Source organism: Acetobacter sp. DmW_043 (assembly GCF_002153485.1).
In the GTDB taxonomy this organism is placed as follows: domain Bacteria; phylum Pseudomonadota; class Alphaproteobacteria; order Acetobacterales; family Acetobacteraceae; genus Acetobacter; species Acetobacter thailandicus.
Map to the genome: position 1 here is coordinate 1 of NZ_JOMN01000033.1, position 25,737 is coordinate 25,737.

A 25,737-nucleotide genomic window follows, 5' to 3' on the forward strand; every position below is an offset into this window, starting at 1 on the left:
GCACGAGAAATGGAATCACAGAGCAGACCTCAAAACCAGAGGGTTTTTCGAACCCTCCAGGTGCAGGTGTTAAAAAATATAGACGAGCAGTGAGGTCGCTGCACCGCACAGCAGCGCAAGGATAATGCTGCATTTTAGTGTAAAACCGAGCAGCTTTCCTTCCTGGCCGGTCAGGCCCACAGCGGCAGAGGCCACAGCAATGGACTGTGGTGAGATCATTTTGCCGACTGCACCGCCAACTGTATTCGCTGCGATGAGAATATCTGCTGTTACCCCGATCTGTCGCCCGGTTGCAGCCTGAAGCCCGCCAAACAGGGCGTTTGATGAGGTGTCAGACCCGGTGAGGAAAACACCAAGCCAGCCCAGCACAGGTGAGAAGAAGGTAAAGGCACGGCCTGAGCGGGCCATAACCAGAGCCAGCGTAGTTGAAAGGCCTGAGTAATTGGCCAGAAACGCAAAGGTCAGCACCATGCCAATGGCATAAATAGAGATTTTGAGGCTGCTGATTGTTTCAAAAAATGTCTCGGCGGCAACGGCTGGCTTCATTCTCAGCACAAACACTGAAATGATGGCGGAAAGAATAATGGCCGTACCAACACATGAGATAAAATCGAGGTGAAAAACGGCGTGATATGGTGTTGGCATATCTGTCAGCGGCGGGCTTTTGAGCACCTTGTCGTGCAAACCGAGGAAGTTAAAAGTCAGTGTTGTCCAGTTCAGCGGGCCACCGGCAGCAAACAGACGTTTAACAGGTTTAAGGCTCCACAGGGCGACACAGAAAGTCAGAATAACAAAAGGAGACCATGCTCGGGCAATTTCAGCCATGCTGCAGGCACGTGCCGTGACCGCCGGAGTGACGGCCTGTGTGTCGTTTTTAAATTTGAAGATATGCTTTGGCTGCCAGAAGCGCAGAAAAAACGGCAGAATAATCAGTGTGCCCAGGGGGGCGATAATATCGGGCAGCTCAGGGCCGATAAACACGGCTGTCCCACCCAGAAGGAGGGCGAAGGAGGCGCCGGCAACAAAAATAGCCGGCCAGATTTCACGCAGACCGCGCAGGCCGTCAGACATAGCCACCAGCCAGATCGGGATGATAAACGCAATGACCATTTGCAGGTAGCCAACATGAGCACTGACAGCGTCGGGTGCCGCGCCAATAACCTGTGCCCCTACAATGACCGGAATGCCCATAGCCCCAAAGGCACCGGCCGCAGCATTAGCAATCAGACACAGCCCGCCGGCAGTGATGGCAGGCACACCTAAGCCCACCAGAAGGGCGGTGGTAATGGCCACAGGTGCGCCAAAGCCAGCGGCTCCCTCCAGAAAGCCACCAAAACTATAGGCAACAAGAAGAACCTGAATACGGTGATCTTCTGATACAGAGGAGATTGAATGGCGGATAATGTCGAAATGCCCGGTTTTGACCGAGATTTTATATAAAAATACAGCGCCTATGATGATCCATGAAATAGGCCACAGCCCGTAGGAAAAACCATAAAGCCCGGCACTGACAGCAGTCAGGGCAGGCATTTTATAAAACAGAATGGCAATGGCCAGGGTGATACCTACTGTAATGGTGCAGGCAATGTGCCCTTTGAGTTTGAGAACCAGAAGAGCAAAAAAGAAAAAGAGAATGGGCGTGAGTGCGACCAGGCCCGAAAGCCAGATATTGCCGACGGGATCGTAGATCTGTTGCCAGGCCATGAGTAAATTTTCCCCAGTGCTCCCGTTTGTACAACGGTGTTTTTGTTAGTTTTATTTTTCTTCGGGGTGTGCCTGATGTGCAGGCTGAAGAAATGCTTATTATGACTGTAGGCTGACTTTATACCAGCGAAAAATGACAGTTGTGTGAGGCAGAACTCTTCAGTTTATATAAGGTAATCAGATACTAAGGGCAGGTTTTATCTGGCGGGGAATTTTCGAAAACTCAGTAATTATTTTCTATTCGAAATAAAAAACCGGATGCAGGTAGGTGTTTCTGTTGAAAAACAGGTATCTTATTGAAAAACATATTAAAGTTAATAATTATGCAGGAAAATATATAAAATGTATGGTTGATACATTTATATAGATAATACCAGAAGTTGAAAAAATATTCATTTTTCGGGTTGTGGGGATTTTGCTTGTTATGCTAGAGCCCCTGAACACTTAAGAGCTTTAAATTTTTATGCAGATAAAATAAGATAAAATTCCAGGTTTTATTTATTAAATAGTGAACTGTATTTAAATAAAAATATAAATAACTTTTTAAGGATAAAAACAGTCTGTTATGAAAAACATATTAAAATTATGTGGAGTCAGTTTTTTATTTTTATTCTTATGTTTTGGTTATTTCAATAAATCTGACACGATCAGAGCAGACAGCACTGCGGCTCTGACCCACTCTTATGTGTCTGTTGTTCAGGGTGAAGTTTTTTTTGCTGTGGGTCATTTCTATGAAAATGGCGCAGATGATATGCCAGGAAATTATACATCTGCCTTTTACTATTATGAAAAAGGTGCCAGCGCCGGCAATGTCAGGGCCATGGTGCATCTGGCGACTCTTTGCCGGCAGGGGCATGGTGTTGTGCGCAGCTATGAGAACGCGTTTAAGTGGTATCACAAGGCAGCTGTTGCCGGTAATTCTGAGGCTATGCTGTATACCGGCATATCTTATGCTGAAGGCAAAGGTGTTCAGCAGGATGAGAGAAAAGCCTTTCAGTGGTACGAAAAAGGCGCCCTTGCCGGTAATGTTCAGGCGATGAATAATCTTGGGGTTTTATATAAAACCGGTAAAGGCGTCGCGCAGAATTATGCCATGGCGTTTGAGTGGTATCACAAGGCATTCCGGGCGGGTGATCATAAAGCGCCGGCCAGAAATATCGGTGTTTTATATGAGGGTGGTCTTGGTGTGCCTCAAAGCTACACAAAGGCGCTCGATTATTATCAGCAGGCCGGTCAGGCCGGTGATACAGACGGTATAGTGAACGCTGCCAGGCTGTATCAGTATGGTCATGGCGCGGCAAAAAGCTGTGAAAAAGCCCTTCAGCTCTATCATCAGGCAGCAGATGAGGGGAATGACAGCGCGATGAATAGTCTGGGCGTGCTGTATGAAACCGGTAACTGTGGTGTGCAGCAGGACTATGGCGAAGCGCACGAGCTGTACGAGCAGGCTGCTGAAAAGGGTAATGTCAGTGCGATAACCAATCTGGCCAGGCTGTATGATAGTGGCCAGGGCGTCACGCAGGATTATGTCAGGGCGCGCGAGCTTTATCAGCAGGGCGCACAGGCAGGCAGCAGCTCAGCCATGACTTCTCTTGGTGTTTTATACGAAAAAGGCCACGGCGTTGTTCAGAATTACGGTATGGCCCGCGAATGGTATGAAAAAGCAGCTTCTGCAGGCAATAGCGATGCCATGTGTCGTATAGCCGCGCTTTATGAACATGGTTATGGTGTTGCCGAGGATAAGAAGAAAGCACAGTTCTGGTATGAAAAAACCAGCGTTACGTGTCATGCTGACTGAAATATGATAGTTGCCAAAAAATAAACACAAAGACATTCTTTTTTTGTTTGCTTTTGATTTTCACAGCAGTAACGCAGTTAACTGCACTGCATTTCTGATGGGTGTAAAGAGTATTATGACAGCACTGCGTTCTTTATCCGGCTCTTTTGCTTTTCTTTCACTGTCGCTGATAGTGCCTCTTACTCCGGTGCGGGCGCTGGCTGCGCCTGCCAGGGCTCATCCGCCGGTGGTGGCCGCCAAAAAAGCGCCCGGACCATCAACATTCAGTGCTGACAGCGCTGAGAAAATGACCGACCTCGGTGCGCTGTATCAAACAGGGCGAGGCGTGCCACTTGATTATAACCGGGCATTTGAGTGGTATGAAAAAGCGGCTGCTGCAGGCGGGGCAACCGCTATGCTTGACCTGGGTGCGCTTTATGAGCAGGGGCATGGTGTGCCGCAGGATTATGAAAAAGCGCATGAATGGTATGAAAAAGCAGCTGATGCAGGCAATGCGGTCGCAATGTCACGCCTGGCAACGCTGTATGAAAATGGAAGGGGTGTCTCTGTTAACCGCAAAAAAGCAGCAAAATGGCAGAAACGCTCTGAGCAGGCAGTGAAAACTCAGGGGCTTGTTGATATTGCTACAGCTTACTGCAACGGTCAGGGCGGTACGCATGATTATAAAAAAGGCCTGCACCTGTATGAAATGGCCGCCGAAAACGGCAATATCCGCGCCATGTTCAGCACAGCCGAGATGTATGAGCTGGGGCTGGGCACACCAGTCAATAAAGAGAAAGCGCTGACCTGGTATAAAAAGGCCGCTGAGGCAGGCAGCCCTGATGGTATGTTTAACGCTGGCCGCCTGTATAATGATACCTCAGGTGACGACCAGGACTATACCAGAGCGTTAGGGCTGTACGAGCAGGCAGCGCGGGCAGGTAACTCTGATGCGATGTGCCGCATAGGCCAGTTATATGCTTACGGGCAGGGTGTGCCTGAAAATAAAGGTCAGGCGCAGGAGTGGTATAAAAAAGCAGGTGATACCTGCCATCCTTCATAACAGCCGGGTAATGGCTGTTATTTTACATCAGCTTTAAGTGCAGGCATGGCTGCGTCATACTGAAACAGGCATGACGTGGCCTGTGACAGGCTGAGTATGGCTGAGCGGGCGTCCTGCACGGGTATGACCAGGCTGCTCAGTGCAAAAACAACACCAGCAGTAATAACGCCAGAAAATAGTGTTTTATTCAGCATGGAACCATTCTCCTTGCTACAATGGTGCGAAATCTGCGAAACATATTACACTCTAAATAGTGTGAATTATAATTTTTACAACACGAAAAAAATACATTTTGCATATTTTTATATGAATATGTGTTTATTTCATTTTAAATAACTATATCAAATAGTTATTTATTGCACTGTTTATGCAGGGGCAGAGCGGGTTTTCCGTGTATTAAATCAGCTGGTTATAGTATATTACTAATTTTTAATCTTACGCCATCTAAACGAGAAAATATGAAATACCTGTTCTGTGGCTTCCTTACTCTGTTATGCGCCAGTGCGATGCAGATGATGTTTTTAATCTATTATATACAGTTCAGGGATTTTTTATCTCATTCTGCCTGGCTTGTTGCGTTACCGGTTCTTTATTCAGTCAGCTTTGGTTTTTCTTCTTATGTTTCAGGCGTATTAAGTGATAAATATGGGGCGGCCCGTGTTCTGGTTGCAGGTTCATTTTTGTCTGCCACAGCACTGTTTGCGCTGCCTTCCTGTACAGATTCCTTGTGGTTTCTTCTCGTCGCGGGGGTGTGGCTTGCAGCCGCACAGGCGAGTGCCACTTACGTTCCTCTTTTTGTTCTGACGGGTCAGTCTGTGCCGCGGCAGAGAGCGGGTCTGAGTTATGCTCTGATGGTGAGTGCTATGGGGGGCGGGTATATTGCTTTTGTTCAGCTATGGGAGAAGCTTGAGAAAACACTCTCCTGGCAGAGTGCAGCGTATTTTTGTGGTCTGCTGTTTTGTATCCTAGGTTGTTTTCTCTGTTATATGTTGCGGGCGCAGCTGGCCAGAGTAGCTGATACAGCAATGCGCTCCAGGCCATTAAAGCAGGCTTTTTTTAATACTCAGATTGTAACTTTTATCAGAACGCGTGCCTTTCTGATACTGGCGTCAGCTATGCTGTGTACTGGTTTGATTTTATCATTCCATGATTCTTTATTAATACATTTTATACGAGAGATGATGAATGAGGATAATCCTTGTTTATTTGTTATCTGCCTTGGTGTTGTAGAAATGGTCTCTGTTTGTCTTTTCGGTGTTCTGAGTAAATATATATCACCATTTTTTTTGCTTGGTGTGTTTTTTATCTTAAAATTAATAACGATGACTGCAGGATTTTATGTGCCTGCAGAATTAAATTTTACAATCATGATGATTTTTTATGCTGCATTTCTGAGCTGCATTTCTGAGCTGCATTGTTTTGAGTGCCTGTATTTGTTTCCGTTTTCCTGCTGATTTTTCATGTATGGGTGCGGTTTTTGGTCTGCTCTTTTGTATTCATGAGCTTGGCAGAAGTGCTATGCCGGTTTTCGATTATATTTTTGATTCCCAGAACAGTATTGGGTTCCTGGTCTATGTGGTAGTGGTCTGTTCTGCACCATTACTGATCGCATTACTCTGTTTTATAACCCGGCTCCCGCGTGAAACGAAGCCGGGCTGATCAGATGTACGTTTTAATAATTCACACTTAAACGCACACCCCATGTGGCGGGCATACCGGCAAGGGCAATATTAGCACCCTGAACAAAATAATTCCTTTCTACGTCATATTTTTTGTCAAAAATATTTTTACCAAAGGCTGCTATTGTCCATTTACCATCTTTGGGGCCGAACGACATATCAGCCCCCCATAAGGTATAGCCTGCCACGTTATAGAGCGAGCCAAACAGAGAGTGGTAAGTGCTGCGCAGGCTGTAATCTATGCCGGTTGTCAGGTTATAACGCCCAAGATCCCAGGTGTAGCTGACTGACCCGTTTACCGTGAATTTTGGAAAAGGTAATTCTTCTCCCTTACGGTTTCGGTAATCACCGACATAAAGGCCATTCACAATATGTGCGCTGTAAAGAGATGAGAATTTGTCAAATGCCCCGACTGCAAAACCCGCTGACTGTGAAAGGGTAAGCCCGCGCAGAGGGTGCCATTCTGCTTCAATCTCTCCGCCATACATATGCGAGCGTGGCGCATTAACAATTGAGCCGACCAGGCCGGTTTTAGGGTTGAGTGAGGCAGACTGAATTTGCTGGTTACTATATTCATAATAAAAACCGGCAACATTAAAGCGCAGATGCTGCGAGGGGAGGGAGAACTTATTGCCGACCTCATACGCCAGGAGCGATTCAGGCTTAAAGGGTGCTGAGGCTACCCCGACAGAGCCCGAGTTATAGGTGGTAAAACCACCCGATTTTATACCCCGTGTAAACGACGCATAGAGCATGTCATTTTTTATGGGGTTATACTGTATTTCAAACTTGCCTGAGGGCAGGGTGTAGTCGGTTCCTTCATGGCGTACGACGTTACCAGGGTTGGTAATGACACCATTCATAATTTCGTATGAGCTCATGTTAGAGAGCGTGCGCTGTTCATGCTCAATACGCAGCCCGCCTGTAATGCGCAGTTTAGGCGTGATGTGATAAGTGGCCTGACCAAACCCGCTGATGGTGTTAACCATCTGGGTGTAGCGCAGGTCCTCATCAAAGCCATACAGGTCAGAAAAGCCCGACTGATAATGATCGTTCATATACTGGTGGGCGTAGTAAATACCCCCTACCCAGGTGAGTCTCCGCTTGCCTGGCGAGGTAAAGCGCAGCTCATTAGCCAGCACACTTGCGCGGGTGTTAAAGGCGACATCGGCCAGAGCTGACGACCAGCCATCAAAATTCATATAAGTCTGGCGCTGCATGTTATCATAGCTGATCAGATCAGTGATGGTAACAAAAGGCAGTTTCTTTTCTGCACGAAAGCTCATGCCGCCCACATCAATATGCGAAAATGGTTTGGTGTTGGGTCTGATGCCAAGCTGCTTTGCAAACTCTGATGATGTACCCCAGTTGGTTTCATACCGGTCAGAGCTGACCGGATAAATCGGCGCAGAAGGGTTGAGCGCGTTAAAGGCCGACATCGGGCTGTAAAGGTGCAGGCCGTTTGCGTCAGAGCGGTCGCGGCTGCCATGCAGGTTAAACTCAAACTTCAGCGTGTCAGTGGCCTGATAATCCAGCAGCAGGCGTGCTGCGCCACGGTTTACCCGGCCAAGTTTTATGCCGTCACTGTTATGCTGCCAGGCTCCGCCCTGTTCGGTCTCACCTGACAGACGATAGCGCAGTTTTTGAGACAGCGGTCCAGAGATATAGCCGTCAATTTTTGTGCTGCCAAAACGGCCATACTGCACGTCACCACCAGCGTGGAAAGTCGATGTTGGTTTGTTCAGGATGTAGTTAATGGCACCGCCCGTTGTGTTGCGGCCATAAAGTGTGCCCTGCGGGCCGCGCAGCACCTCAACGCGCTGAATGTCAAACATCATACCGTTGGTGGCAAAAGGTACGGGGTTTGCGACTTCATCAACATAGACGCCAACAGTGGGGGAGTTATTGCTGGCATAATCGTTAAAGCCCACCCCACGAATAGCAAAAGCATACTGCCCGCTGCCAAACTGTGGTGTGACCTGAAGGGAGGGGGTAAGATACTGCAGGTCAAACACGTTATTGACGTTACGTGTGGTCAGTGTTTTGCCGCTGATGACGCTGAGGGATGTGCCAATATTCTGCGGGCTTTCAGCGCGTCGTTCAGAGGTTACCAGCACTTCTTCTGTGCCGCCTTCAACTGCGTTTCCTGTGGCTTTGGCAGGCTTTGCAGCCTGTGCGGGGCTGTGGCGGTTTTTGCTTTTGTTTTTGTCTGCTGTATGCGCTGTTTTTGCGGGGGCGGTCTGCGTCTGTGCAAGGGCCTGCCCGCTTAAGGTAAACAGTAAAACGCCTGATGCGAGCAGTGCATATCTGTGAGAAAAAGGCTGAAGCCTGAGGGAGAACAAAGCCTTCTGGGCGAACATAATTATAAGGTCCCTGATGGAGGGTGAGTGCACAAACTGGTGAAAAAGGTTGCGGGTGTTAACATCGGGCTGGCATTGTGTGGCGCATGGTGGCGCGTATCCTTACATCATATCAGGCTTTGTGTTTGTGCTGGTTTCATTTTTGCAACAATATTGTCGTGAAATAAAAATACCACAAAAAAGTAGTGATATTTTGATTAAAATTTATCAATAATTTCGAATTCGCATCATTTATAAAATGATAATTCCCAAAGAAACAACATAAAAACAATAAGATAATTTATTTTTTCAGAGGGTTTTAATCACTATTATTTTTAGTAAAAATAAAACCTGCATCGTCTTGTGTTTTGAATTTTTAGCTTATATCGTGCACTCTCTGTTGTGGTCAGAAAGTGCATAAAGTGCCGTATATGGTGCCTGCTCTGTCTGCCATGTCGCCTGTATCACGAAAAGGTATCGTTATATGTCCCGTGCCATGAGCCTTGCTGCTTTTCTTCTGCCCACGGGGCATCATGCGGCCGCTTGGCGTCACCCTGGTTCTGTGAAAGATGCAGGTGTAAACTTTCAGCATCATGTTGAGCTGGCGCAAACTGCCGAGCGTGGCCTGTTTGACGCCGTGTTTATTGCTGATTTTACCAGCGGTATTGATGAGGATGGTATCGAAGGTTTTAAACGCATGACCTATGCGTCCTCTTTCGAGCCACTTACGCTTATTTCGGCTCTGTCTGCCGTTACAAAGCGCATCGGTGTTATCGGCACTGTCAGCACAACCTATTCTGTGCCTTATCAGCTGGCCCGGCAGTTCCTCTCCCTCGATCAGATCAATGGCGGTCGCTCAGGGTGGAACCTCGTTACAACAGCCAATGTGCGTGAGTCAGTGCATTATGGTGTGCCTGACCATGTGCGCCATGCTGATCGTTATCAGCGTGCACGCGAATTTGCTGACCTGGTCACAAAATTCTGGGATGGCTGGGACGATGGCGCTTTTATCCGTGATGTTGAAAATGGCCTGTTTTTTGACCCCGCCCTGCGCCGCGGCGTAGAGCATGAGGGCACATTGTTCGGGGCATCAGGCCAGCTCGATATTCCGCGCTCACCCCAGGGGCGGCCGGTGCTGGTGCAGGCTGGTTCTTCCGAGCCAGGGCGACAGCTTGCCGCTGAAACGGCTGAGATGGTGTTTACTGCCCAGCAGGAAATTGAGGTGGCCCGTGCTTTTCGCACCGACCTGCATAATCGCATGCGTGCTATTGGCCGGCCGGTGAACGCCCTTAAAGTTATGCCCGGCGTTTACCCTCTGGTCGGGCGCACGCAGTCTGAGGCTGAAGACCTGAAAGACCAGCTTGATAACCTGACCCATCCTGAGGTGGGTTTGCTACTGCTTTCACGTATGACCGGTACCGACCTGCGCGGTCTGCCGCTTGATGGCCCGCTGCCCGAACCCCCGGCTGTGATTAACGGAAATCAGAGCCGTCAGACATTGCTTTTACAAATGGCCCGCCGGCGGAACATGACTATTCGCGAGCTTTATCTTGAAGTCAGCGGTGCGCGTGGCCACTGGACGATATGGGGGGATGCCAGTCAGATTGCGGACCAGCTTGAGGAGTGGTTTACCACCGGTGCAGCTGATGGCTTTAACGTAATGCCCCCCGTGCTGCCAAAAAGCCTTAATGACTTTGTTGACCTCGTGGTGCCTGAGCTGCAGCGGCGCGGGCTGTTTCGTAAAGAATATACCGGCAGCACTCTGCGCGAGCATCTGGGGCTTGCCCGTCCCAAACCCGGTGAAATGACCTGATGTTTTATAAAAAATCTTTTTATAAAAAAAGAAGTTTTCAGGCTGGTGTGGTGCTGAGCCTGGTGGCTGTTCTGCCTGTTTCTGCGGCACTGGCCAGCGCGCAGAACAACAGCATTGCCGTGGGGGTTAATGTCTCCCCGCCGACACTCGACCCAACAGCAAACCCTGCTGAGGGGATACGCATTGTCACTTATGCCAATATTTTTGAAGGGCTGACCGGGGTTGATGAGCACGGCACGGTGCAGCCGCTGCTGGCAAAATCATGGTCTGTCTCCCCCGATGGGCTGCTTTATCATTTTACCCTGCAGCCGGGTGTGCATTTTCACGATGGTTCAGCTCTGACCTGCGCAACGGTTAAATATACGTTTGAGCGCGCTAAGGCTCCGGAAAGTCTTAATCCGCAAAAACATATTTTTGAAAATATCAAAACTGTCAGCTGCCCGTCAGATGATGTTGTTGATATAAGCCTTGACGCCCCTCATGGCAGCTTCCTCTCTGAGCTGAGCTGGGGCGATGCGGTCATTGTCTCTCCTGCCAGTGCTGCGGGTAACGGGCAGCACCCTGTCGGCACCGGGCCTTTTGTTTTTAAAAGCTGGAAACGTGGTGACAGCGTAACCCTCACGCGTAATGACGATTACCGGGGCGAGAAGGCGCATCTCAGTCAGGTGGTGTTTCGTTTCTATTCTGACCCGATGGCAGCGGCTAATGCTCTGCTCGACGGCCAGCTTGACGCTTATCCCAGCTTTCCCGCCCCTGAGATGCTCATACGTTTTGCTCATAACCCTGACTTTGTTATGCGCTCGGGGCTGGCACCGTTTAAGGGTATTCTTGCCCTTAATAACCGCCAGAAGCTTCTGGCGCAGCCACTGGTCAGGCAGGCTCTGGCCTATGCGATCGACCGCAGGGGTATTGCTGAGGTGTCAGATGTGCCAGGTGCGCGGGTTATCGGCTCACATATGAGCCCCGAAAACCCCGATTTCACTGATTTATCGGGTGTTTATCCTTATAATCCTGAAAAGGCGAAAGAGCTTTTAAAGCAGGCCGGGGTTGAGCCGGGCACACGCCTCAGGCTTGCCCTTCCTCCCATCGACTACGCCCGCAACACGGGTGAGGTCATTGCGGCCTATCTTGAGCAGGTGGGGCTGAATGTCACCATACAGCAGCTTGAGTGGCCTGCATGGCTTGCACAGGTCTTTGGCCATCATGATTTTGATATGACCATCATTGCACATACCGAGCCTGATGATTTAAATATCTATGCCCGTAAGAACTATTATTTTGGCTATAATAATGCCGAATTTCAGGCTCTTTATGCGGCTTATGAAAAAGCAGCGGACCCTGCTGAGCGTCATGCGCTCTCGGTTAAAATGCAGGAAAAACTGGCTCATGACGTGCCCAATATCTATTTGTTCTTTACCCCCAGAACAAACATAACACGCGCTCAGATAAAGGGGATGTGGAACAACCAGCCTCTGCCTGCCTGCCCGTTATCTGCTGCCTCCTGGGGGCCATAATGTCATCTTCTGTTAAAGGCTTTTTGCGTTTTGCCGGCGGGCGGCTGGTGCTGCTTGTGCTTGCAAGTGCGCTTATTTTTTCGTGCATGGCTTTACTGCCAGGTGACCCGGCAGAGGTTATTCTGGGGGTTGATGCCCAGCCCGAAACCCTGGCCGCCCTGCATCATAAAATGGGGCTCGATCAGCCTTTTGCGGTGCAGTATGTGCAGTGGCTGGGGCGTTTATTTCAGGGTAATTTTGGCGAAAGTTACAGCTATAACGTGCCGGTGTGGCAGCTTTTGTCAGAGCGACTGCAGCTTTCTGCTCCTCTGGCCGGGCTGGCTCTGGTGCTTGCAGTTGCGCTGGGGGTGCCACTGGGCGGGCTTGCGGCCATTAAGCGGGGCAGCTCGGCTGATATTGTGCTTATGGGGGGTATACAGCTGACCAAAGCCGTGCCTGACTTCTGGCTTGGCATGGTGCTGACAGGTTTTTTTGCTCTTACACTGCACTGGCTGCCAGCGGGCGGGTTTGCCGGCTGGGAGAGCGGCCCCTGGCCTGCGTTTAAATCTCTGCTGCTGCCGGCTGTGGCTCTGGCCCTGCCGCAGGCTGCGGTGCTGGCCCGTTATACACGCTCTGCTGTTATCGCAGTGCTGGAGGAGCCTTTTGTGCTGACAGCCCGTGCACATGGCCTGTCAGAACCAGCCGTGCTGCTGCGCCATGTGCTGCCGCGCAGCCTGCCGCCTGTGCTGGCGGTTTTGTCTTTGCAAATTCCGCTGCTGTTATCAGGCACGATTATTGTCGAGAATGTTTTTAACCTTAAAGGCACCGGGGCTTTACTGCTCGACGCCGTTAACCAGCGCGATGTGCCCGTGGTGCAGATCTGTGTTTTATTAATTGTTGCTCTGGTGATTTTTGAAAAAGGCCTGTCTGAGCGGGTTGAAAACCGGCTTAACCCCCGGGCACATTCTGACAAAGAGGGGCAGGGCGTATGAGTGCGCTTTCACTGGCCCGCAGGCCATGGGGCCTTTCACGGGCGGGGTTACTCTGGGGTGTGGTTTCACTGGCCTGCGTGCTGCTGCCAGGTGCTGCGCTGTGGGTGTATCACCAGGTTCATCCCTTTGGTATCGACCTGCACCATCGTTTGCTCGCGCCTTCCTGGCAGCACTGGCTTGGCACTGACCCGCTGGGGCGTGACACGCTGGCTTATACCCTGGTAGCGGCTGTTAACAGCCTTGGCATCAGTGTGGTCGCAATGGTGCTGGCCCTGTGTGCGGGGGGCAGTGCCGGTCTGCTCGCAGCTGAAAAAGGCCGACGGACAAAAATCCTCACCGGTGGCGTGGTTGAGCTTGGCATTGCCTTCCCTCCGGTCATTACGGCGGCGTTGCTGGTCACGCTTTATGGTGCGGGTATGGGGGAGGAGGTTTTCGCGCTCGCTATTTTCTTCATCCCCGGGTTTATCAGACTAAGCCAGCAGGCGGCCTCGGCTATTCTGGCGCAGGACTATATTGCCGCAGCCCGCCTTTCAGCCCTTACACCGTGGCAGATCCATATGCGGCACGTGCTGCCTAACATGGCCCCTGGTCTGCTGGTGCAGTTTTCGGTCAATGTGGCGCTGGCTCTGCTGGCCGAAACAGGCTTGTCTTACCTGGGGCTGGGGGCGCCTCCACCCTTGCCCGAGCTTGGGCGTATTCTGGCCTCATACCAGGTGCATCTGTTTGACCATCCCGTACTGGTGGTCGTGCCCGGGGTTATAGTTGTGCTGCTGGTGCTGGGCATCAATATGCTGGGAGATGGCCTGCGTGACCTTTTTGCCAGGCAGGAGAAAACCTCGTGACGACACATACCACGCCCCTGCGGCTTGAAAATCTGAGCGTAACCCTGCCGCAGGCAGCCGGCGGGCGTATTGTGCTCAGCGACCTGAGCCTTGAGCTCAGAGCCGGTGAGGTTCTGGGCATTGTGGGGGAGTCAGGCAGTGGCAAAACCACGCTGGGGCTGGCCTGTCTCGGGCTGTTGCCGCAGGGTTTTTCTGTTGCGGGTGATGTGTATATTCACGGCACCACTCTGCGCTCTGTTGCACCCGGTCAGCGTTACCGCCTGCGCGGGCGGGTGCTTGGCTATGTCCCCCAGGAGCCGATGAAGGCTCTTAACCCCGGCATGAGCATTGCGGCTCATGTGGCCGAGGGGCTGCCTGCGACACTGACCCGTGCAGAGCGCGCAGAACGTGCCGCCCGCTGGCTTGCTGCCGTGGGGCTGGCTGATGGCCTGTCAGTGCAGAAATTATACCCGCATGCGCTTTCAGGCGGGCAGCGCCAGCGCGTGCTTCTGGCTGCAGCTCTGGCTGCTGAGCCTGATGTGCTGATAGCCGATGAATTTACAACAGCCCTTGACCCCGCCACCCGTGAGCTGGTGGTCAGCCTGATCCGTGAGCAGGTGCAGGTGAGGGGTATGTCTGTGGTGATGATCTCGCATGACCTTGAGCTTGTTGCCCGTGCAACTGACCGCCTGCTGGTGCTGCGCCATGGTGTGTGTGTTGAGCATGGCGAGACAAAAGCTGTTATTGCGCAGCCATCTTCGCCTTATTTGCAGTCTTTGCTGGCCCTGTCGCTTCATTTTACCCCGCGCGCACCGCTGAGCCTGTTCCCCCGGGCGATGACGGAGGAGGCACTCAATGACTGATCTTCTCACAGCACAGAACCTCTTTCTCAGTCGCGCCCGTGCCGGTGGGCCAGCAGTTGATGTGCTGCGTGGCCTCAGCCTGAGCGTCAGATCTGGTGAGACCGTTGCGCTGATCGGTGCTTCAGGCACAGGCAAAACAACTCTGGCGCATGTGCTGGCCGGGCTGCTGCGCCCCTCCGCCGGGCAGGTGACGTATAAGGGAGCCGATGTGCAGGCTCTGTCACAAAAGCAGCATCGCCCGCTGCGCTGCGAATTACAGATGATTTTTCAGGACCCTTACAGTTCGCTTGACCCGCGGCAGAGTGTGGAGGCTGTTCTGCGTGAGGCTTTGCTGTTTCACCCTCTGAGCGAGGCTGAAAAACAGGGGCGGATACGCGCGACCCTGCATGATATGGCCCTGCCTGAAGATGTGCTGTCACGCCGCGCACATGAGTTTTCAGGCGGGCAGCGCCAGCGCATTGCCATTGCCCGTGCTCTGGTGGGGCAGCCTGCGCTGATTATTGCAGATGAGGCCGTGTCAGCACTTGATGTGTCAGTGCAGGCGCGGGTGCTTAATACGCTGCTTATGCAGCAGCAGCGCACCGGCCTTTCTTTAGTGTTTATCAGTCACGATATGGCTGTGGTGCGTCATATGGCCCACAGGGTTATAGTGCTTGACCAGGGCCAGGTGGTGGAAGAAGGCCCTGCGGAACAGATTTTCACGGCCCCGCGTTCTGATACGGCCCGTATGCTTTTACAACACAGCAGAGAGAAAGAACTGAGCTGATGAATGGCACCCTGACCAGTATTGCCGGTATCACTACCGGCCACGTGCAGGACCTGACAGCCCGTACCGGTGTGTCAGTCATTCGTTTTGCGCGGCCTGCTGTTGCTTCTGTCAGTGTGCTGGGTGGTGCACCGGCTTTGCGTGACACGCATTTGCTTGAGCCTGAAATGATGGTGGAGCGCATTCATGCCATCGTGCTGTCTGGTGGTTCTGTCTATGGGCTGGACGCCACAACAGGTGTGCAGAGTGTGCTGCGTGAGGAGTTTGCGGTCCTCCCTCCGGTGCCAGGTAAAATACGGGTGCCTGTTGTGGTGCAGGCCAGTTTGTTTGACCTTGCGAACGGAGGGGAGAAAGACCCGCTCCATTCGCCATATGCGCATATGGGGGCGCAGGCAGCACGGGCTGCAACCGCGCAGCCGGTGCCCGCGGGCACAGCGGGGGCAGGCACCGGGGCAACAACGGCGACACTGCGTGGCGGGCTGGGCAGTGCCAGCATGGTTACCCCCCAGGGTTACAGAGTTTCTGCCCTTATGGCGGTGAACGCGGTGGGCAGTGCCACCGTGGGGCATGGCCCGCATTTCTGGAGTGCTCCCTTCGAGCAGGAGGGGGAGTTTGGCGGGCTCGGTCTGCCAGCTGACAGCGCGGCTGCGGCACAGCACCTGCTGATCAAACCCGATTATGTGGCCGGCACCACAATTGGCATTGTCGCGACTGACGCCACACTGAGCCCCGTGCAGGCAAAGCGCCTGGCTATTCTGGGTCAGGATGGCGTGGCCCGTGCGGTTCTGCCCGCGCACCTGCCGCAGGATGGTGACACGGTATTTGGTGTCTCGACAGAGGAGAAACCAGCCCCTGACCTGACGGCCTTCTGCGCAATTTTGCAGGCTGCCACACTGGTCACAGCCCGGGCTGTGGCTTTGGGTGTGTATCATGCTGCCCCGCTGGGCTGGCAGAATTGTGTGCCCTCCTGGCAGGAGAAATTTGCAGGTCTTTTACCAACCCATGCTCAGGAGAACCGTTCATGACGCCCCCCCTTCACGAGCAGATGCTCACAGTTGCTCCCGGTCGTGCGCTGCATGTCACCACCCGTCAGGCTGAGGCACCGGTCACGCTGTTTTTTGTGCATGGCGGTGGTGGCAATAAAAACCAGTGGCGCAGGCAGTTTGCGCATTTTTTGCCACAGCACGTTAATATCGTGGCGTGGGATGCCTTTGGTCATGGTAAAAGCCAGCGCTCAAAGCGAGAGCAGGATTTTTCGGCTGATGCTTTTTTGCGTGATTTTTCATTTATTTTTGAAAAATTCAGAACTGAAAAAACAATTATTATTGCGCATTCCTTCGGGTGCCGCATCACGCTGGCCTGGCTGCTGCAGGTCTGGACCCGCCGGCATGTTCTGCCGGTCGATGGCCTGGTGCTTCTTGGTCCGGCCCCGCATGAGAATAAACGGCGTGGCCTGTTTGGCAACTGGATGGACCACCTGCCTCTGCCAGTGATGGAGATTTTGCGCCCGCAGCTTGGCAGGCGCTTTGAGGCCCTGGCCTGGTATCCTGGCACTGACCCGGCTTTGCTGGCTTTTGAGCGCAATGCCACACGGCATAACAGCCTGTTTATGATGCGCTCACTGCTGCGGCAGGGGCCGGTGTTTCCCGCAGCGGCGCTGAAGGCACTTCCGGCTGTGCCGGTCACACTTATTGCCGGTGCGCATGATGGTATTGTGCCACACAGCACGGTTGAAAAACTGGCTGACTCTCTGCCCGGCGCTGAAGTGCATACGCTTGATGAGTGTGCGCATCAGATCATGCTGGAAAAACCTGACGAGGTGAACATGCTGACTGATGCCATGCTGGCCCGTGTTAACGCGGGTCGGGCTTAGGGGCAGAGAGGGCGGAGCGCATGGAGGATTGTCTGGGTAATGCCACAACGGTCAGCACACAGGCTGACCTTGCGGGTGTGAATGATTTTATTAACGGTTTTCTGGGCTATCATCAGTGCATCGCCGGGGTTTTGTCAGTGGCTGAAACCTCGCATAACGGGCTGGTGCATATTTATGCCGGCCTGTTGTGGATGCTCTCTGAAACCGGTGGTGTGCCCCCTGCCGCGCGTGAACATGCGCGTAAGGCACAGGCGGCAGATGGGCTGAATGCCCGCGAGCAGCTTTTGCTGCATGTTTTGCTCGCCTGGCTGGCTGATGACATGGTGGAAGTACGCACAACACTGCGCGCTGTGCTGACACAGTGGCCACGTGACCTTATTGCTCTGAAAATTCATCAGTATGATGATTTTAATAATGGCCGTGCGCTCGATATGCTGCGGGTGACAGAACTCAGCCTGGAGGCAGCGGCTGACAATGCACATTTTCAGGGTATGCGGGCTTTTGCCTTTGAGCAGTGCCATTTGCTCGACCATGCTGAGGAGGCCGCACGCAAGGCACTGGCCATAGACCCGCAGGAGGGGTGGGCTCAGCACGCGCTGGCCCATGTGATGCTGACCCGGGGGCGGATTGAGGAGGGGCTTGCCTTTCTTTCGGCCCATACGCAGGAGTGGGAGCGGCTGACGTCGTTTCTCTACACGCATTTATGGTGGCATAAGGCGCTGTTTCACCTTAGCCTGGGGCAGAAGCAGGCGGCTCTTGCGATTTATGACCGGCATTGCTGGGCGCGTGAGCGCACCTTCTCGCAGGACCAGGCCGGAGCGGTCTCCTTACTGCTGCGCCTTGAATTTGCCGGGTGTGATGTGGGAGCGCGCTGGCAGGATCTGGGGGCTTATCTGGTGGTGCGCAAAGCCGATGTGTCACAGCCGTTTCTCAGCCTGCATTATCTCTACGGGCTGTTGCGGGCTGGCCTGCCTGAGGGGAAGGCGCTGTTAGCGGCTATACGCCAGGCTGCCGGGGCTGAAGACAGCAGTGTTTATACTGCCTGGCATGAGGTCGGGCTGGCGCTGGCTGAAGCGCTGAGCGCGCATGCAGAGCGGCGTTTTGAAGATGTTCTGCCATGGCTTGACCCGGTGCAGGGGCGCATTGAGCATATTGGTGGCAGCCATGCGCAGCGTGACCTGTTTGGTCAGCTTGCGCTCGACGCTATGCTGCGCACGGGGGCTGATAACCGCGCGCAGCAAATTCTTGAAATGCGCCGGCTTGCAACACCGGATGATGTGCCGGCAAACAATGCGCTGGCCACGCTTTATGCCTCAGCAGGGCTTCCTGCCCTGGCGGCAGAGGCAACAGCACGGGGCAAGCATATTATTTAGCTGATTTTTTACCGGTATTGAGGCTGTGCATCGTACCGTCATCTCCCAGGTTGCCCATGCTTTTAGCGTTGCTGTCGCGCATGGTGCCGTCAGCATCAATGCGGCCAAGGCGCACGCCGTTAAAGTCGCGGGCGGTACCATCTGCATCAATATGGCCGGTGCGCACACCATTATTGTCGCGCACGGTGCCATCGGGGTCGATACGGCCAACACGCACACCGTTATTGTCACGCAGAATGTCAGGTGCCGCAGCGTTTTCCTGATAGGTGCCGCTGCTGTCGCGCACTCTGCCATCAGCCTCGACCTTGCCCTGAATAACACCAAGGCGGTCGTGCATATTCCCCTCGGCATCAATTTTGCCCAGCCTGTTGCCGTTGCTGTCAACGACTTCACCATTGGTTTTGATCTGCCCAAGCACATGCCCGTCACCTGCACGCAGGGCGGCAGGCGGGGTCTGTTGTGCCAGAGCAGGCCCGGTTATCAGACAGAGTGCTGCGCCGGTTGCGCAGGCCGCCAGGTGGTGTATTTTTATCATTCTTCTCTCCTGAAAGGGGCTGTTCGTTCTGAGCTGCCAGAATAATACACCAAAGCTGCTCTGCGTGGGTGGTTAATGATCTGTCTGCCCGGCGAGGCAGAGAAGAAGCGCTTCTGTCATGGTCTGAGTATGATGCTGTATGGCATTTTCATCCCATGTTGCCTCTTTCATCATCAGGTATTGTTTGATGCTGTCAGCGGGTTTGTTTTTGTATTCTTTTTGTTTTTCTGCGGGGAGGAGATTGCCCAGACTTGAGTTTTTCTCGGCACTGATAAGGCAGAGATTGCCAAAAGAGTCACAGACGTCAGCGTGTATTTTATCGCTTTCAAACCTGGGGTTACGAGGGAAGTAGTGCTCAACTGAACTGCGAAAGGTAAAGTCGAAAGCCCGGATATGGGCGTCATTTTCTTTGTTACGAAGCCAGAGCAGATAGTCGAGGAAATTAAACACGAAGTTATTTTTGATATGACCATAGCGCAGCATCGGGGTAAGCGTGCTGACGGACACAGTATCAGCCCGGGTTTTGCAGACCGGTGTATCGATTATATCAAAATATGCGCGCTCATTATCAGGGGCAAGAAAGCGGTCAAACAGAAAGGCCGTGCCTGTTGCGTGCATATGCTTAAGGTAGTCAGCGCCTGTGGGGGCCTGGCTATCAAATAAATGAGTAAGAGCGGCATGCAGCCAGTATTTATATACCTGCGTCGGGGCTGAGACATGAAAAGCACTGAGCAGCATGAGCAGGGTATGATTAATATCGTCAGTTTCTTCAGGTTTTTGGCTGAAGCTGCTGACATAATAAGCGCCGCTTTCGCTCCAGGTCAGGCGTTTAAGGCTCCAGCTCTCTCCGGCACTGCCGTATTCACGTTTGATGACGTACTGATCAAACAGATATTTGCAGCGCAGCAGGTTAAAGAAAAAGAGTTTAATAAAAGCTGCCGGGTCATCAGCGCTGAACAGATGTTCCTTAAATGTTTCAAGCAGGCGTTTATCATCAAGCGGGATAGTCTTGCGTAGAGTTATTCGTAAAACATGCAGCAGAAAATTGGGGAAATTAATCACAGAGTTAAAGCGCTCCGTGTCCTCTTCTCTGCTGTTTTCTGGCTGGTCCGTTCTGGTAAAGGTATTTTTGATAAGGTCTGTCAGGCTAACAGACTGAGGCTGAGCGTGAGTATGCTCCTTATTTAACAGTGTATGAAGTGCATCGAAGTTCGTTGCGGTAAACCGCCCCCAGTCATTTTTGCCAAAAATATTGTGACGCTGTTCAGGGGTGAAACCCATTTGCACATAACGCTGCATCCCTGCACAGCTTTCCCATATGATGCTGAGAGTATGCTCGTAGCCCGGGAGTTTTTCCATCAGCTGTGCTTTAAGAATTTCGTGTTTTTCGAGCTGCTCTCCGCGGCTGTTCATAATTTCAAAATAATGATTCAGGTCAGTATCATCAGGCACCTGAACCTGCATGATCGTGACAGAATTAAAGAGATAGTCAGAGAATTGTTTGAGAGTTAAATGATGCTCCCTGATGATAAGGGGCAGAATTTTTTCTATGAGCTGATATCCGTTAAGAATACCGGTGTTGATGAGAGCCGGATCGGGAATATTCTGGCTGGATCCCCCTTTGAAAAGAGCCTGAAAAGTTACCTGGGAGTTCCTGCGGTTATCAAATTCAATATTAAGATTTTTATACCAGGCCAGCCCCTCAGGCAGGGTGTTTTTGAGGTATGACGCCAGAAGAGACAGGGTGGTCAGCCTTTGCTGGCCATCAATGACCTCGCTGCTTTGCCTGTTTTCATCTTTGCGCCCGTAAATAATGAGGGTGCCGATATAATACGGCCGGCCGCCGGGCAGATAATCTGTAATATCCTGAATAAGCTGTGTTATCTCTCCTTCTTCCCAGGCATAGTTGCGCTGGTAAACCGGAATAACATAGTGGGTGTCACTGGCCAGAAGATCGTGAACAGAGAGTTGCCGCGGGTTATTCTGCATAATATTCCATCTCTCTGAAAAGTGCTTCTATTTTATTGATTTTACTTGATTTTATAGTGTGGACCACAGGCAAGGTAACGCACAGAAAATCGGCGGGAGTTGTTGCGTCTTTGAGAATGCGAAAGAGATTATGCGCCAGAACATAATTATCCATCCCGGCGACCTGTATCGCATAGTGCTTCAGGCGCAGGCTGTAAGCCCAGATGAAAATTCTCTCAATGGCAGATGCAATTTCAGCATGACCAAATTTATCCATATAAAAAATAAGAAGACAGTCAAACAGAGCCCTGACATAACGGTCACCCTTGCGGTACTGTCCTTCATAAGTATTAATGGCTTGGATAATTGCGCCGGCATAGCCGGTCAGCTTTATGTCCGGGGCAGGAGCCTCGCTGCCTTTAAACAGCAGGTCACATTGTGCAATTTGCTGCTGATAATGACTGACAAAGTCAAAAAAACGCCGTCCATTAATAATTTTCTGGTCAAGCTGAAATGGGAAATGCAGCGTTTGCTCATCAATATGGCGTTCATATTGCGCGTTATAATGGTCAACAAACTGGTGGGTGATGTGCAGTTGCCGGGTGTAGGGGTAACGCGCAACAGTGTTGATATTTATACCCTTAAAGAGGTCAATATCCTGTTTGCTAAAATAGCGGGCACGGCTGTTAGCTGACCATTTGCGGATGCGAAACAGATAATCTGAAAAGAGCTTTGCCAGTTTTTCAGGGGCAATAGCTTCCCATTTCTCGACGGCTTCTGTTTTTTTCATTTCGTCGCTGAGGCTGAACTCGCGCAGATGAAAAGCTTTAAGCAGGTCATGCGGGGCGAGGTCACGGCCACGGGCATTCTGTGAGTCAAAGAACTGAAAAGCTTCTGAAAGGTTATTGAGTGTGACAACAACAACTTCGCATTTATTTAGTAAAAAAAGAGCATGATCTTCAGTGAAGTCAGGTCGTGAGATAATGCGGCTGACTGTAAGATAATTCTGCCGGATATTATTTTGTGAGATCAGGTCTGAAAACTCAGGTACTATCATTTGCCTGGCAAAGGTATGAAGCTGCTCTTTGAGTGTTTTGTTACTCAGTCCTTCTTTCTGAAGGAGAGCCTGCACACATAGCAGCAGGCTTAGTGTGCGTTGCTGACCATCGACAATGTTGTTATTGCCATATTCGTCCAGATGGAGAACGATTGACCCAAGGCGCCAGGCACTCTTTTCAGAGTGAGTGGTAATATCAGACAGAAGCTGGCTGATATTTTGACCAGTCCATTTATACGGCCTCTGATAAAAGGGAATTTTAAGAGAAGAGTTGGCCAGAAGTTCACTCACGGTGATAATCTGGCCTGAAACGGTGGTCCTGTTGCCCTGAGGCGCGGTCATGGAGTGCTTCTCTTTCCCATCGGGGTCATTAATATTTCTGACTGTAGACAGTAAAGATCTGTTTTGACCAGTAGCCCGTTCAAGCAGGTCTGCGGGCAGGTGAGAAAAGATATGGCTGCTTTGCAGGCCCTGTCATGTCAGATAGTCAGCTCTTCTGAATAGAGGCGTTATCTGCTTTACATTTTTCAAAAATAATCCTGATTTCATCAGCTGTCGGGCCAGTGCCGGACTTTGACTGTTCAACAGCCTGTAAGAACGTTGTGTAAATCTCAGGGCCATATTGTTCGGCCAGAGAAACCAGCGTGCTGGCAAGACTGAGGAGAGCAGTAAGAGCCGCTGTGTTCATTTTATTCGTCTCCTGCAAGTGCTGAACAGGCTGCGGGTGTCGTTCCCGCTTTAAGGCCAGACCAGCACGTCACCAGCGAGGCCAGGCTGCTTTGTGCCGCAGCAACAGCTGTTTCTTTCAGTGTCTGGTCAGCCTGAACTGAGGTGTTCAGTGCTGAGAGTTCGTTAAAAACACTCTGGCTGGCACGTTTTATCAGAATAACCTGTGAATCTGTCAGCCTGATACCAGGCACTTTGCCGGCTATGATATCTGGCACCGGGTTTGCCAGAACATGATAGGTACTGTTCATATCATATATGGTTTGCCGCAATTTACCCTGTGTTGTATCAGCGCAGGCGGCTACCATGAAAAATGGCAACAGACACAATAATTTTGTCATTTATGTAAGTCCTTTTCAGCCGATGCTGTTGCTTTACTGCGCAGGGCCATGGCCGTATTGGCCGCATATTTCCAGTTAGCAGCGAGGAAGTTTAAAATACGGTAAAGTGGTAATAATTTACTGCCTGGACTGGCCGGAACCGGAATCTGCGTTGCAGCAAGCCCTGCACAGGCAAAGATAACGCAGGCATAGAGCACCCAGGTGGCATAGGGTTCTGGTAAAGCCATGACCAGAGCCATGGGCGAGAGGCCCGCAGCCGCAGCTTTAACAGTGGTTGATAATGATTCTGGTTTTTCCGGTGTGTTGTCGGGAAGAGGGGATTGTTCTTCAGGCATTATTTTTTTTCCTGACCATAAGGCCCCAGGCGATAAAACGCGTGGTTGCCGAGTATGCATTCGGGTGTGTTCCCCGCTGCCCAGGCAGGGGGAGCACTATGGATGTTGAAGTAATGATCTGATCTGTTCGTCAGGTCGGGCAGAAAACCGGCAGTCAGCTGCCCGGAAAGTTCAAGAGAGTCGCGAAACTGTTTGTCATTATCAGTAACAGTCAGAATTTTTATGTGGTTTGGGTCGTTTTTGTTCCAGCAGGAAAATTGCCAGGGTTTGAGGCATACAGTAATAATGTCACGCCCCCACCAGCACGGCGTTGCAGCACGGCGGGCTATAACATTCATGACAGCCTGCATCCCTTCACGGCCTTCGCCGCGGGCTTCACCCCATGCTGTGCGGGCAAGGACCTGCACAGGGCTGGTCAGCAAACTGTCAGGCGGCATGAGGTCCCCCCGGTTTTTGCTGGTGGAATATTTCAGCCCATAAATAGCCTGAAATATCCTGCCATGAGAGGAAAGCGGAAGAGACAGAGCCAAAAAGCATAATAACAAGACTGATCACCGCCAGATGCCGTTTCCAGTTGGCCAGGCGGGCCTCAGCAGATTTGAGGCGTGATATGACAGACACTCCTGCTTCAGCCCTTTGTATGGTGAGTCTGGTTTTCATGAAACCTCAGAAAATTATTGAAAAATAAATATATTTTTCATTTTTTATACGTCTGGTCGTTAAAGCATGCGCTTGTCATTTCATGTGTCTGCATGGTCTGGTGCTGTGGCGGGCACAGGGGCGGGCTTAACTCCCGGCGGGCCGTAAACGATTGCTGCTTCACATGTCATGATAAAAATATGCTTATGAAAAAGCGTCTCCCTGTCTGTGCAGTGCCCATGATAAAACCGACGCACAGCCGGTTTTACGGCAGCTGTCTCAGTGTATTTTTTAAGATGAGAGGAGCACTGACATATCAGGACGCTCTGTCATAACACGATGTATAAAGGTGACTATTTCTGACAGATACACTGATCTTTGCATCAGTGCGTTCATCACAGCTTTGTCGGGTGGGCATTGCACACAGCAGAAATGCCGCAGGAGAAAGATGCAAATATTATAATGTCGGAGAATAATGCTTTTAGAAAAAGCGATAAGATTTATACCTCAGGGTAAAATCTTATAAAGCGCATGGCGTGCCGACGGCAACGAAACTGAGAACTGGAACCTATTGATATCTTTAGAATAAAATCAACCTAAACTCAGCCATATATAGCCAGAACATCACGGTGGTGACGAAGCAGGTGACTGAAACGAGGATGGTTAAACATCAGTCGTTGCCCGTAGAGATATGACGCCAGTCTTTGAAACTACCGAACATGATCTCGATGCGATTGCGGCGTTTTATCTGAGCCAGTCGTATCTGATGGGCTTTCCGTGAGATTTCTGGATTGGGTTGCAGGGTTCGATACCTTATCTACTGCAGAGCATACCTAAACCAGTGGGCATCATACATCCGTCCGTCATCGGGTCAAACCAGTCATATTTACTTTCCTTGCGGAGTTCGAATAAAAGTTATCCTTAAAATAAAATATCTATGAGTATAACTATTCGACTCAACTCTGACACTCACATATTTTTCAAGTAAGTCACGTAGAATCCTCGAACCATCCGCTGCTCTTGCATGCGCTCACCAAGTGAAAAACCATTCATCTTGCGTGGCGTTGGCTAGAAGATATCCAATCCACGGTCCAGAACCATTTTCCATCCAGTATCCGTGGTGATATCGCGAGCATGGAGCGCACCAGTCTCGTCGAAAACCCATGTAAAATCGATCCCGGTTCCTGTACAGGCCTCAGCAATCCCTTCCAGGCATTCACGCTGATCCTGGATATTTCCATCATCAGGCGCAGTTACAAGATGCACCGCAATCTGATCTTCGGGCTGCTTACGCCTGATCAGCATTTCGATCAGTTCCATCACATTGCGTGCCTGATGAAATTTCCTGATGTAAGGGGCAGTGATGACGATTCTTTTTGCTCCGTCGGTCCATGGACCTAAAATTTTATCAAAACTTATACCCTTACGGTTTTCCGCAAAAACAACATGCCCAGATTTCGGATCGGAAGTAGAAACAAGTTCTACAGAAATTTCCGGCACCGAAATTGACTGTGTTTCTGGACTTGTAACGGTTTTGTGCCGGTATGTAATTTCTTTTACGCGGCTTTGGCCTCGAAAGC

Annotated in this window: 24 protein-coding genes; 12 read left to right on the plus strand and 12 right to left on the minus strand. The window is 51.2% G+C overall.

The genetic code is table 11. The features are described 5' to 3' along the window. Positions 1-69: 69 nt before the first annotated feature. Entirely contained in the window at positions 70-1,704 is a 1,635-nt protein-coding gene (locus HK11_RS09485) for a lactate permease LctP family transporter (RefSeq protein WP_086555113.1), read from the minus strand. 565 nt (positions 1,705-2,269) lie between these two features. Here HK11_RS09485 and HK11_RS09490 point away from each other — a divergent pair. Continuing rightward, positions 2,270-3,502 (plus strand): tetratricopeptide repeat protein, encoded by a 1,233-nt coding sequence (locus HK11_RS09490; RefSeq protein WP_086555114.1) that lies wholly within the window; start codon positions 2,270-2,272, stop codon positions 3,500-3,502. Positions 3,503-3,617: 115 nt separating this feature from the next. Beyond that, positions 3,618-4,544: a tetratricopeptide repeat protein gene (locus HK11_RS09495; RefSeq protein WP_158092812.1), complete on the plus strand. Its 927-nt coding sequence runs from the start codon at positions 3,618-3,620 to the stop codon at positions 4,542-4,544. Between the two features lie 17 nt (positions 4,545-4,561). Here HK11_RS09495 and HK11_RS12360 read toward each other — a convergent pair whose 3' ends face one another. Further along, positions 4,562-4,738 carry a hypothetical protein gene (locus HK11_RS12360; protein WP_158092813.1) on the minus strand — a complete coding sequence of 59 codons (177 nt, stop codon included), beginning with the start codon at positions 4,736-4,738 and terminating at the stop codon, positions 4,562-4,564. 264 nt (positions 4,739-5,002) lie between these two features. Between HK11_RS12360 and HK11_RS09500 the strand changes: the two genes are divergently transcribed. Further along, entirely contained in the window at positions 5,003-5,998 is a 996-nt protein-coding gene (locus HK11_RS09500) for an MFS transporter (protein WP_086555116.1), read from the plus strand. A gap of 218 nt (positions 5,999-6,216) precedes the next feature. Here the strand turns inward: HK11_RS09500 and HK11_RS09510 are convergent, their stop codons facing one another. Beyond that, positions 6,217-8,583 carry a TonB-dependent receptor gene (locus HK11_RS09510; protein WP_086555118.1) on the minus strand — a complete coding sequence of 789 codons (2,367 nt, stop codon included), beginning with the start codon at positions 8,581-8,583 and terminating at the stop codon, positions 6,217-6,219. 463 nt (positions 8,584-9,046) lie between these two features. On the opposite strand from HK11_RS09510, the gene HK11_RS09515 reads away from it, so the two are divergent. Genes HK11_RS09515 through HK11_RS09555 form a run of 9 tightly spaced genes read left to right on the plus strand, consistent with a single transcriptional unit; the run spans position 9,047 to position 18,556 of the window. After that, positions 9,047-10,375, plus strand: coding sequence for an LLM class flavin-dependent oxidoreductase (locus HK11_RS09515; RefSeq protein WP_086555119.1), 1,329 nt, complete (start codon positions 9,047-9,049; stop codon positions 10,373-10,375). Next, the gene (locus HK11_RS09520; protein ID WP_198943250.1) at positions 10,375-11,889 is read left to right on the plus strand and encodes an ABC transporter substrate-binding protein; all 1,515 of its coding nucleotides are present in this window, start codon (positions 10,375-10,377) and stop codon (positions 11,887-11,889) included. Before HK11_RS09515 ends, HK11_RS09520 begins: the two co-directional genes overlap by 1 nt. After that, the gene (locus tag HK11_RS09525) at positions 11,889-12,860 is read left to right on the plus strand and encodes an ABC transporter permease (RefSeq protein WP_086555120.1); all 972 of its coding nucleotides are present in this window, start codon (positions 11,889-11,891) and stop codon (positions 12,858-12,860) included. The genes HK11_RS09520 and HK11_RS09525 overlap by 1 nt, the downstream gene beginning before the upstream one ends. Further along, on the plus strand, positions 12,857-13,702 hold the full coding sequence (locus tag HK11_RS09530) for an ABC transporter permease (protein WP_086555121.1): 846 nt from the start codon (positions 12,857-12,859) through the stop codon (positions 13,700-13,702). The genes HK11_RS09525 and HK11_RS09530 overlap by 4 nt, the downstream gene beginning before the upstream one ends. Then, entirely contained in the window at positions 13,699-14,544 is an 846-nt protein-coding gene (locus HK11_RS09535; RefSeq protein ID WP_086555122.1) for an ATP-binding cassette domain-containing protein, read from the plus strand. Before HK11_RS09530 ends, HK11_RS09535 begins: the two co-directional genes overlap by 4 nt. Continuing rightward, entirely contained in the window at positions 14,537-15,310 is a 774-nt protein-coding gene (locus HK11_RS09540) for an ABC transporter ATP-binding protein (RefSeq protein WP_086555123.1), read from the plus strand. The genes HK11_RS09535 and HK11_RS09540 overlap by 8 nt, the downstream gene beginning before the upstream one ends. Continuing rightward, on the plus strand, positions 15,310-16,335 hold the full coding sequence (locus tag HK11_RS09545; protein ID WP_086555124.1) for a P1 family peptidase: 1,026 nt from the start codon (positions 15,310-15,312) through the stop codon (positions 16,333-16,335). Before HK11_RS09540 ends, HK11_RS09545 begins: the two co-directional genes overlap by 1 nt. After that, positions 16,332-17,183: an alpha/beta fold hydrolase gene (locus HK11_RS09550; protein ID WP_086555125.1), complete on the plus strand. Its 852-nt coding sequence runs from the start codon at positions 16,332-16,334 to the stop codon at positions 17,181-17,183. Before HK11_RS09545 ends, HK11_RS09550 begins: the two co-directional genes overlap by 4 nt. A 20-nt stretch (positions 17,184-17,203) precedes the next feature. Then, the gene (locus HK11_RS09555; protein ID WP_086555126.1) at positions 17,204-18,556 is read left to right on the plus strand and encodes a tetratricopeptide repeat protein; all 1,353 of its coding nucleotides are present in this window, start codon (positions 17,204-17,206) and stop codon (positions 18,554-18,556) included. Here the strand turns inward: HK11_RS09555 and HK11_RS09560 are convergent. The 9 genes from HK11_RS09560 to HK11_RS09605 form a co-directional block, all read right to left on the minus strand. Further along, the gene (locus HK11_RS09560; protein WP_086555127.1) at positions 18,549-19,091 is read right to left on the minus strand and encodes a hypothetical protein; all 543 of its coding nucleotides are present in this window, start codon (positions 19,089-19,091) and stop codon (positions 18,549-18,551) included. The genes HK11_RS09555 and HK11_RS09560 overlap by 8 nt on opposite strands. A gap of 72 nt (positions 19,092-19,163) precedes the next feature. Beyond that, entirely contained in the window at positions 19,164-21,080 is a 1,917-nt protein-coding gene (locus HK11_RS09565) for a DUF262 domain-containing protein (protein WP_086555128.1), read from the minus strand. Further along, positions 21,070-22,458 carry a DUF262 domain-containing protein gene (locus tag HK11_RS09570; protein WP_086555129.1) on the minus strand — a complete coding sequence of 463 codons (1,389 nt, stop codon included), beginning with the start codon at positions 22,456-22,458 and terminating at the stop codon, positions 21,070-21,072. Before HK11_RS09570 ends, HK11_RS09565 begins: the two co-directional genes overlap by 11 nt. A 145-nt stretch (positions 22,459-22,603) precedes the next feature. Then, on the minus strand, positions 22,604-22,804 hold the full coding sequence (locus tag HK11_RS09575) for a hypothetical protein (RefSeq protein ID WP_086555130.1): 201 nt from the start codon (positions 22,802-22,804) through the stop codon (positions 22,604-22,606). 1 nt (position 22,805) lies between these two features. Further along, positions 22,806-23,183: a hypothetical protein gene (locus HK11_RS09580; protein ID WP_086555131.1), complete on the minus strand. Its 378-nt coding sequence runs from the start codon at positions 23,181-23,183 to the stop codon at positions 22,806-22,808. Then, positions 23,180-23,518: a hypothetical protein gene (locus HK11_RS09585; RefSeq protein ID WP_086555132.1), complete on the minus strand. Its 339-nt coding sequence runs from the start codon at positions 23,516-23,518 to the stop codon at positions 23,180-23,182. Before HK11_RS09585 ends, HK11_RS09580 begins: the two co-directional genes overlap by 4 nt. After that, the gene (locus HK11_RS09590) at positions 23,518-23,955 is read right to left on the minus strand and encodes a cell wall hydrolase (RefSeq protein ID WP_086555133.1); all 438 of its coding nucleotides are present in this window, start codon (positions 23,953-23,955) and stop codon (positions 23,518-23,520) included. Before HK11_RS09590 ends, HK11_RS09585 begins: the two co-directional genes overlap by 1 nt. Further along, complete coding sequence (locus HK11_RS09595) at positions 23,945-24,178, minus strand: hypothetical protein (RefSeq protein WP_143216384.1); 234 nt, start codon at positions 24,176-24,178, stop codon at positions 23,945-23,947. Before HK11_RS09595 ends, HK11_RS09590 begins: the two co-directional genes overlap by 11 nt. A 1,047-nt stretch (positions 24,179-25,225) precedes the next feature. Beyond that, the coding region (locus tag HK11_RS09605; RefSeq protein WP_304528677.1) for an MIT C-terminal domain-containing protein at positions 25,226-25,737 on the minus strand (512 nt) is incomplete at its 5' end.

Excerpts from the sequence above, each read along its gene's own strand:
- HK11_RS09485 (WP_086555113.1), bottom strand. The coding sequence starts at position 1,704 with ATGGCCTGGCAACAGATCTACGATCCCGTCGGCAATATCTGGCTTTCG.
- HK11_RS09490 (WP_086555114.1), top strand. The coding sequence starts at position 2,270 with ATGAAAAACATATTAAAATTATGTGGAGTCAGTTTTTTATTTTTATTC.
- HK11_RS09495 (WP_158092812.1), top strand. The coding sequence starts at position 3,618 with ATGACAGCACTGCGTTCTTTATCCGGCTCTTTTGCTTTTCTTTCACTG.
- HK11_RS12360 (WP_158092813.1), bottom strand. The coding sequence starts at position 4,738 with ATGCTGAATAAAACACTATTTTCTGGCGTTATTACTGCTGGTGTTGTT.
- HK11_RS09500 (WP_086555116.1), top strand. The coding sequence starts at position 5,003 with ATGAAATACCTGTTCTGTGGCTTCCTTACTCTGTTATGCGCCAGTGCG.
- HK11_RS09510 (WP_086555118.1), bottom strand. The coding sequence starts at position 8,583 with ATGTTCGCCCAGAAGGCTTTGTTCTCCCTCAGGCTTCAGCCTTTTTCT.
- HK11_RS09515 (WP_086555119.1), top strand. The coding sequence starts at position 9,047 with ATGTCCCGTGCCATGAGCCTTGCTGCTTTTCTTCTGCCCACGGGGCAT.
- HK11_RS09520 (WP_198943250.1), top strand. The coding sequence starts at position 10,375 with ATGTTTTATAAAAAATCTTTTTATAAAAAAAGAAGTTTTCAGGCTGGT.
- HK11_RS09525 (WP_086555120.1), top strand. The coding sequence starts at position 11,889 with ATGTCATCTTCTGTTAAAGGCTTTTTGCGTTTTGCCGGCGGGCGGCTG.
- HK11_RS09530 (WP_086555121.1), top strand. The coding sequence starts at position 12,857 with ATGAGTGCGCTTTCACTGGCCCGCAGGCCATGGGGCCTTTCACGGGCG.
- HK11_RS09540 (WP_086555123.1), top strand. The coding sequence starts at position 14,537 with ATGACTGATCTTCTCACAGCACAGAACCTCTTTCTCAGTCGCGCCCGT.
- HK11_RS09545 (WP_086555124.1), top strand. The coding sequence starts at position 15,310 with ATGAATGGCACCCTGACCAGTATTGCCGGTATCACTACCGGCCACGTG.
- HK11_RS09550 (WP_086555125.1), top strand. The coding sequence starts at position 16,332 with ATGACGCCCCCCCTTCACGAGCAGATGCTCACAGTTGCTCCCGGTCGT.
- HK11_RS09555 (WP_086555126.1), top strand. The coding sequence starts at position 17,204 with ATGGAGGATTGTCTGGGTAATGCCACAACGGTCAGCACACAGGCTGAC.
- HK11_RS09560 (WP_086555127.1), bottom strand. The coding sequence starts at position 19,091 with ATGATAAAAATACACCACCTGGCGGCCTGCGCAACCGGCGCAGCACTC.
- HK11_RS09565 (WP_086555128.1), bottom strand. The coding sequence starts at position 21,080 with ATGCAGAATAACCCGCGGCAACTCTCTGTTCACGATCTTCTGGCCAGT.
- HK11_RS09570 (WP_086555129.1), bottom strand. The coding sequence starts at position 22,458 with ATGACCGCGCCTCAGGGCAACAGGACCACCGTTTCAGGCCAGATTATC.
- HK11_RS09575 (WP_086555130.1), bottom strand. The coding sequence starts at position 22,804 with ATGAACACAGCGGCTCTTACTGCTCTCCTCAGTCTTGCCAGCACGCTG.
- HK11_RS09580 (WP_086555131.1), bottom strand. The coding sequence starts at position 23,183 with ATGACAAAATTATTGTGTCTGTTGCCATTTTTCATGGTAGCCGCCTGC.
- HK11_RS09585 (WP_086555132.1), bottom strand. The coding sequence starts at position 23,518 with ATGCCTGAAGAACAATCCCCTCTTCCCGACAACACACCGGAAAAACCA.
- HK11_RS09590 (WP_086555133.1), bottom strand. The coding sequence starts at position 23,955 with ATGCCGCCTGACAGTTTGCTGACCAGCCCTGTGCAGGTCCTTGCCCGC.
- HK11_RS09595 (WP_143216384.1), bottom strand. The coding sequence starts at position 24,178 with ATGAAAACCAGACTCACCATACAAAGGGCTGAAGCAGGAGTGTCTGTC.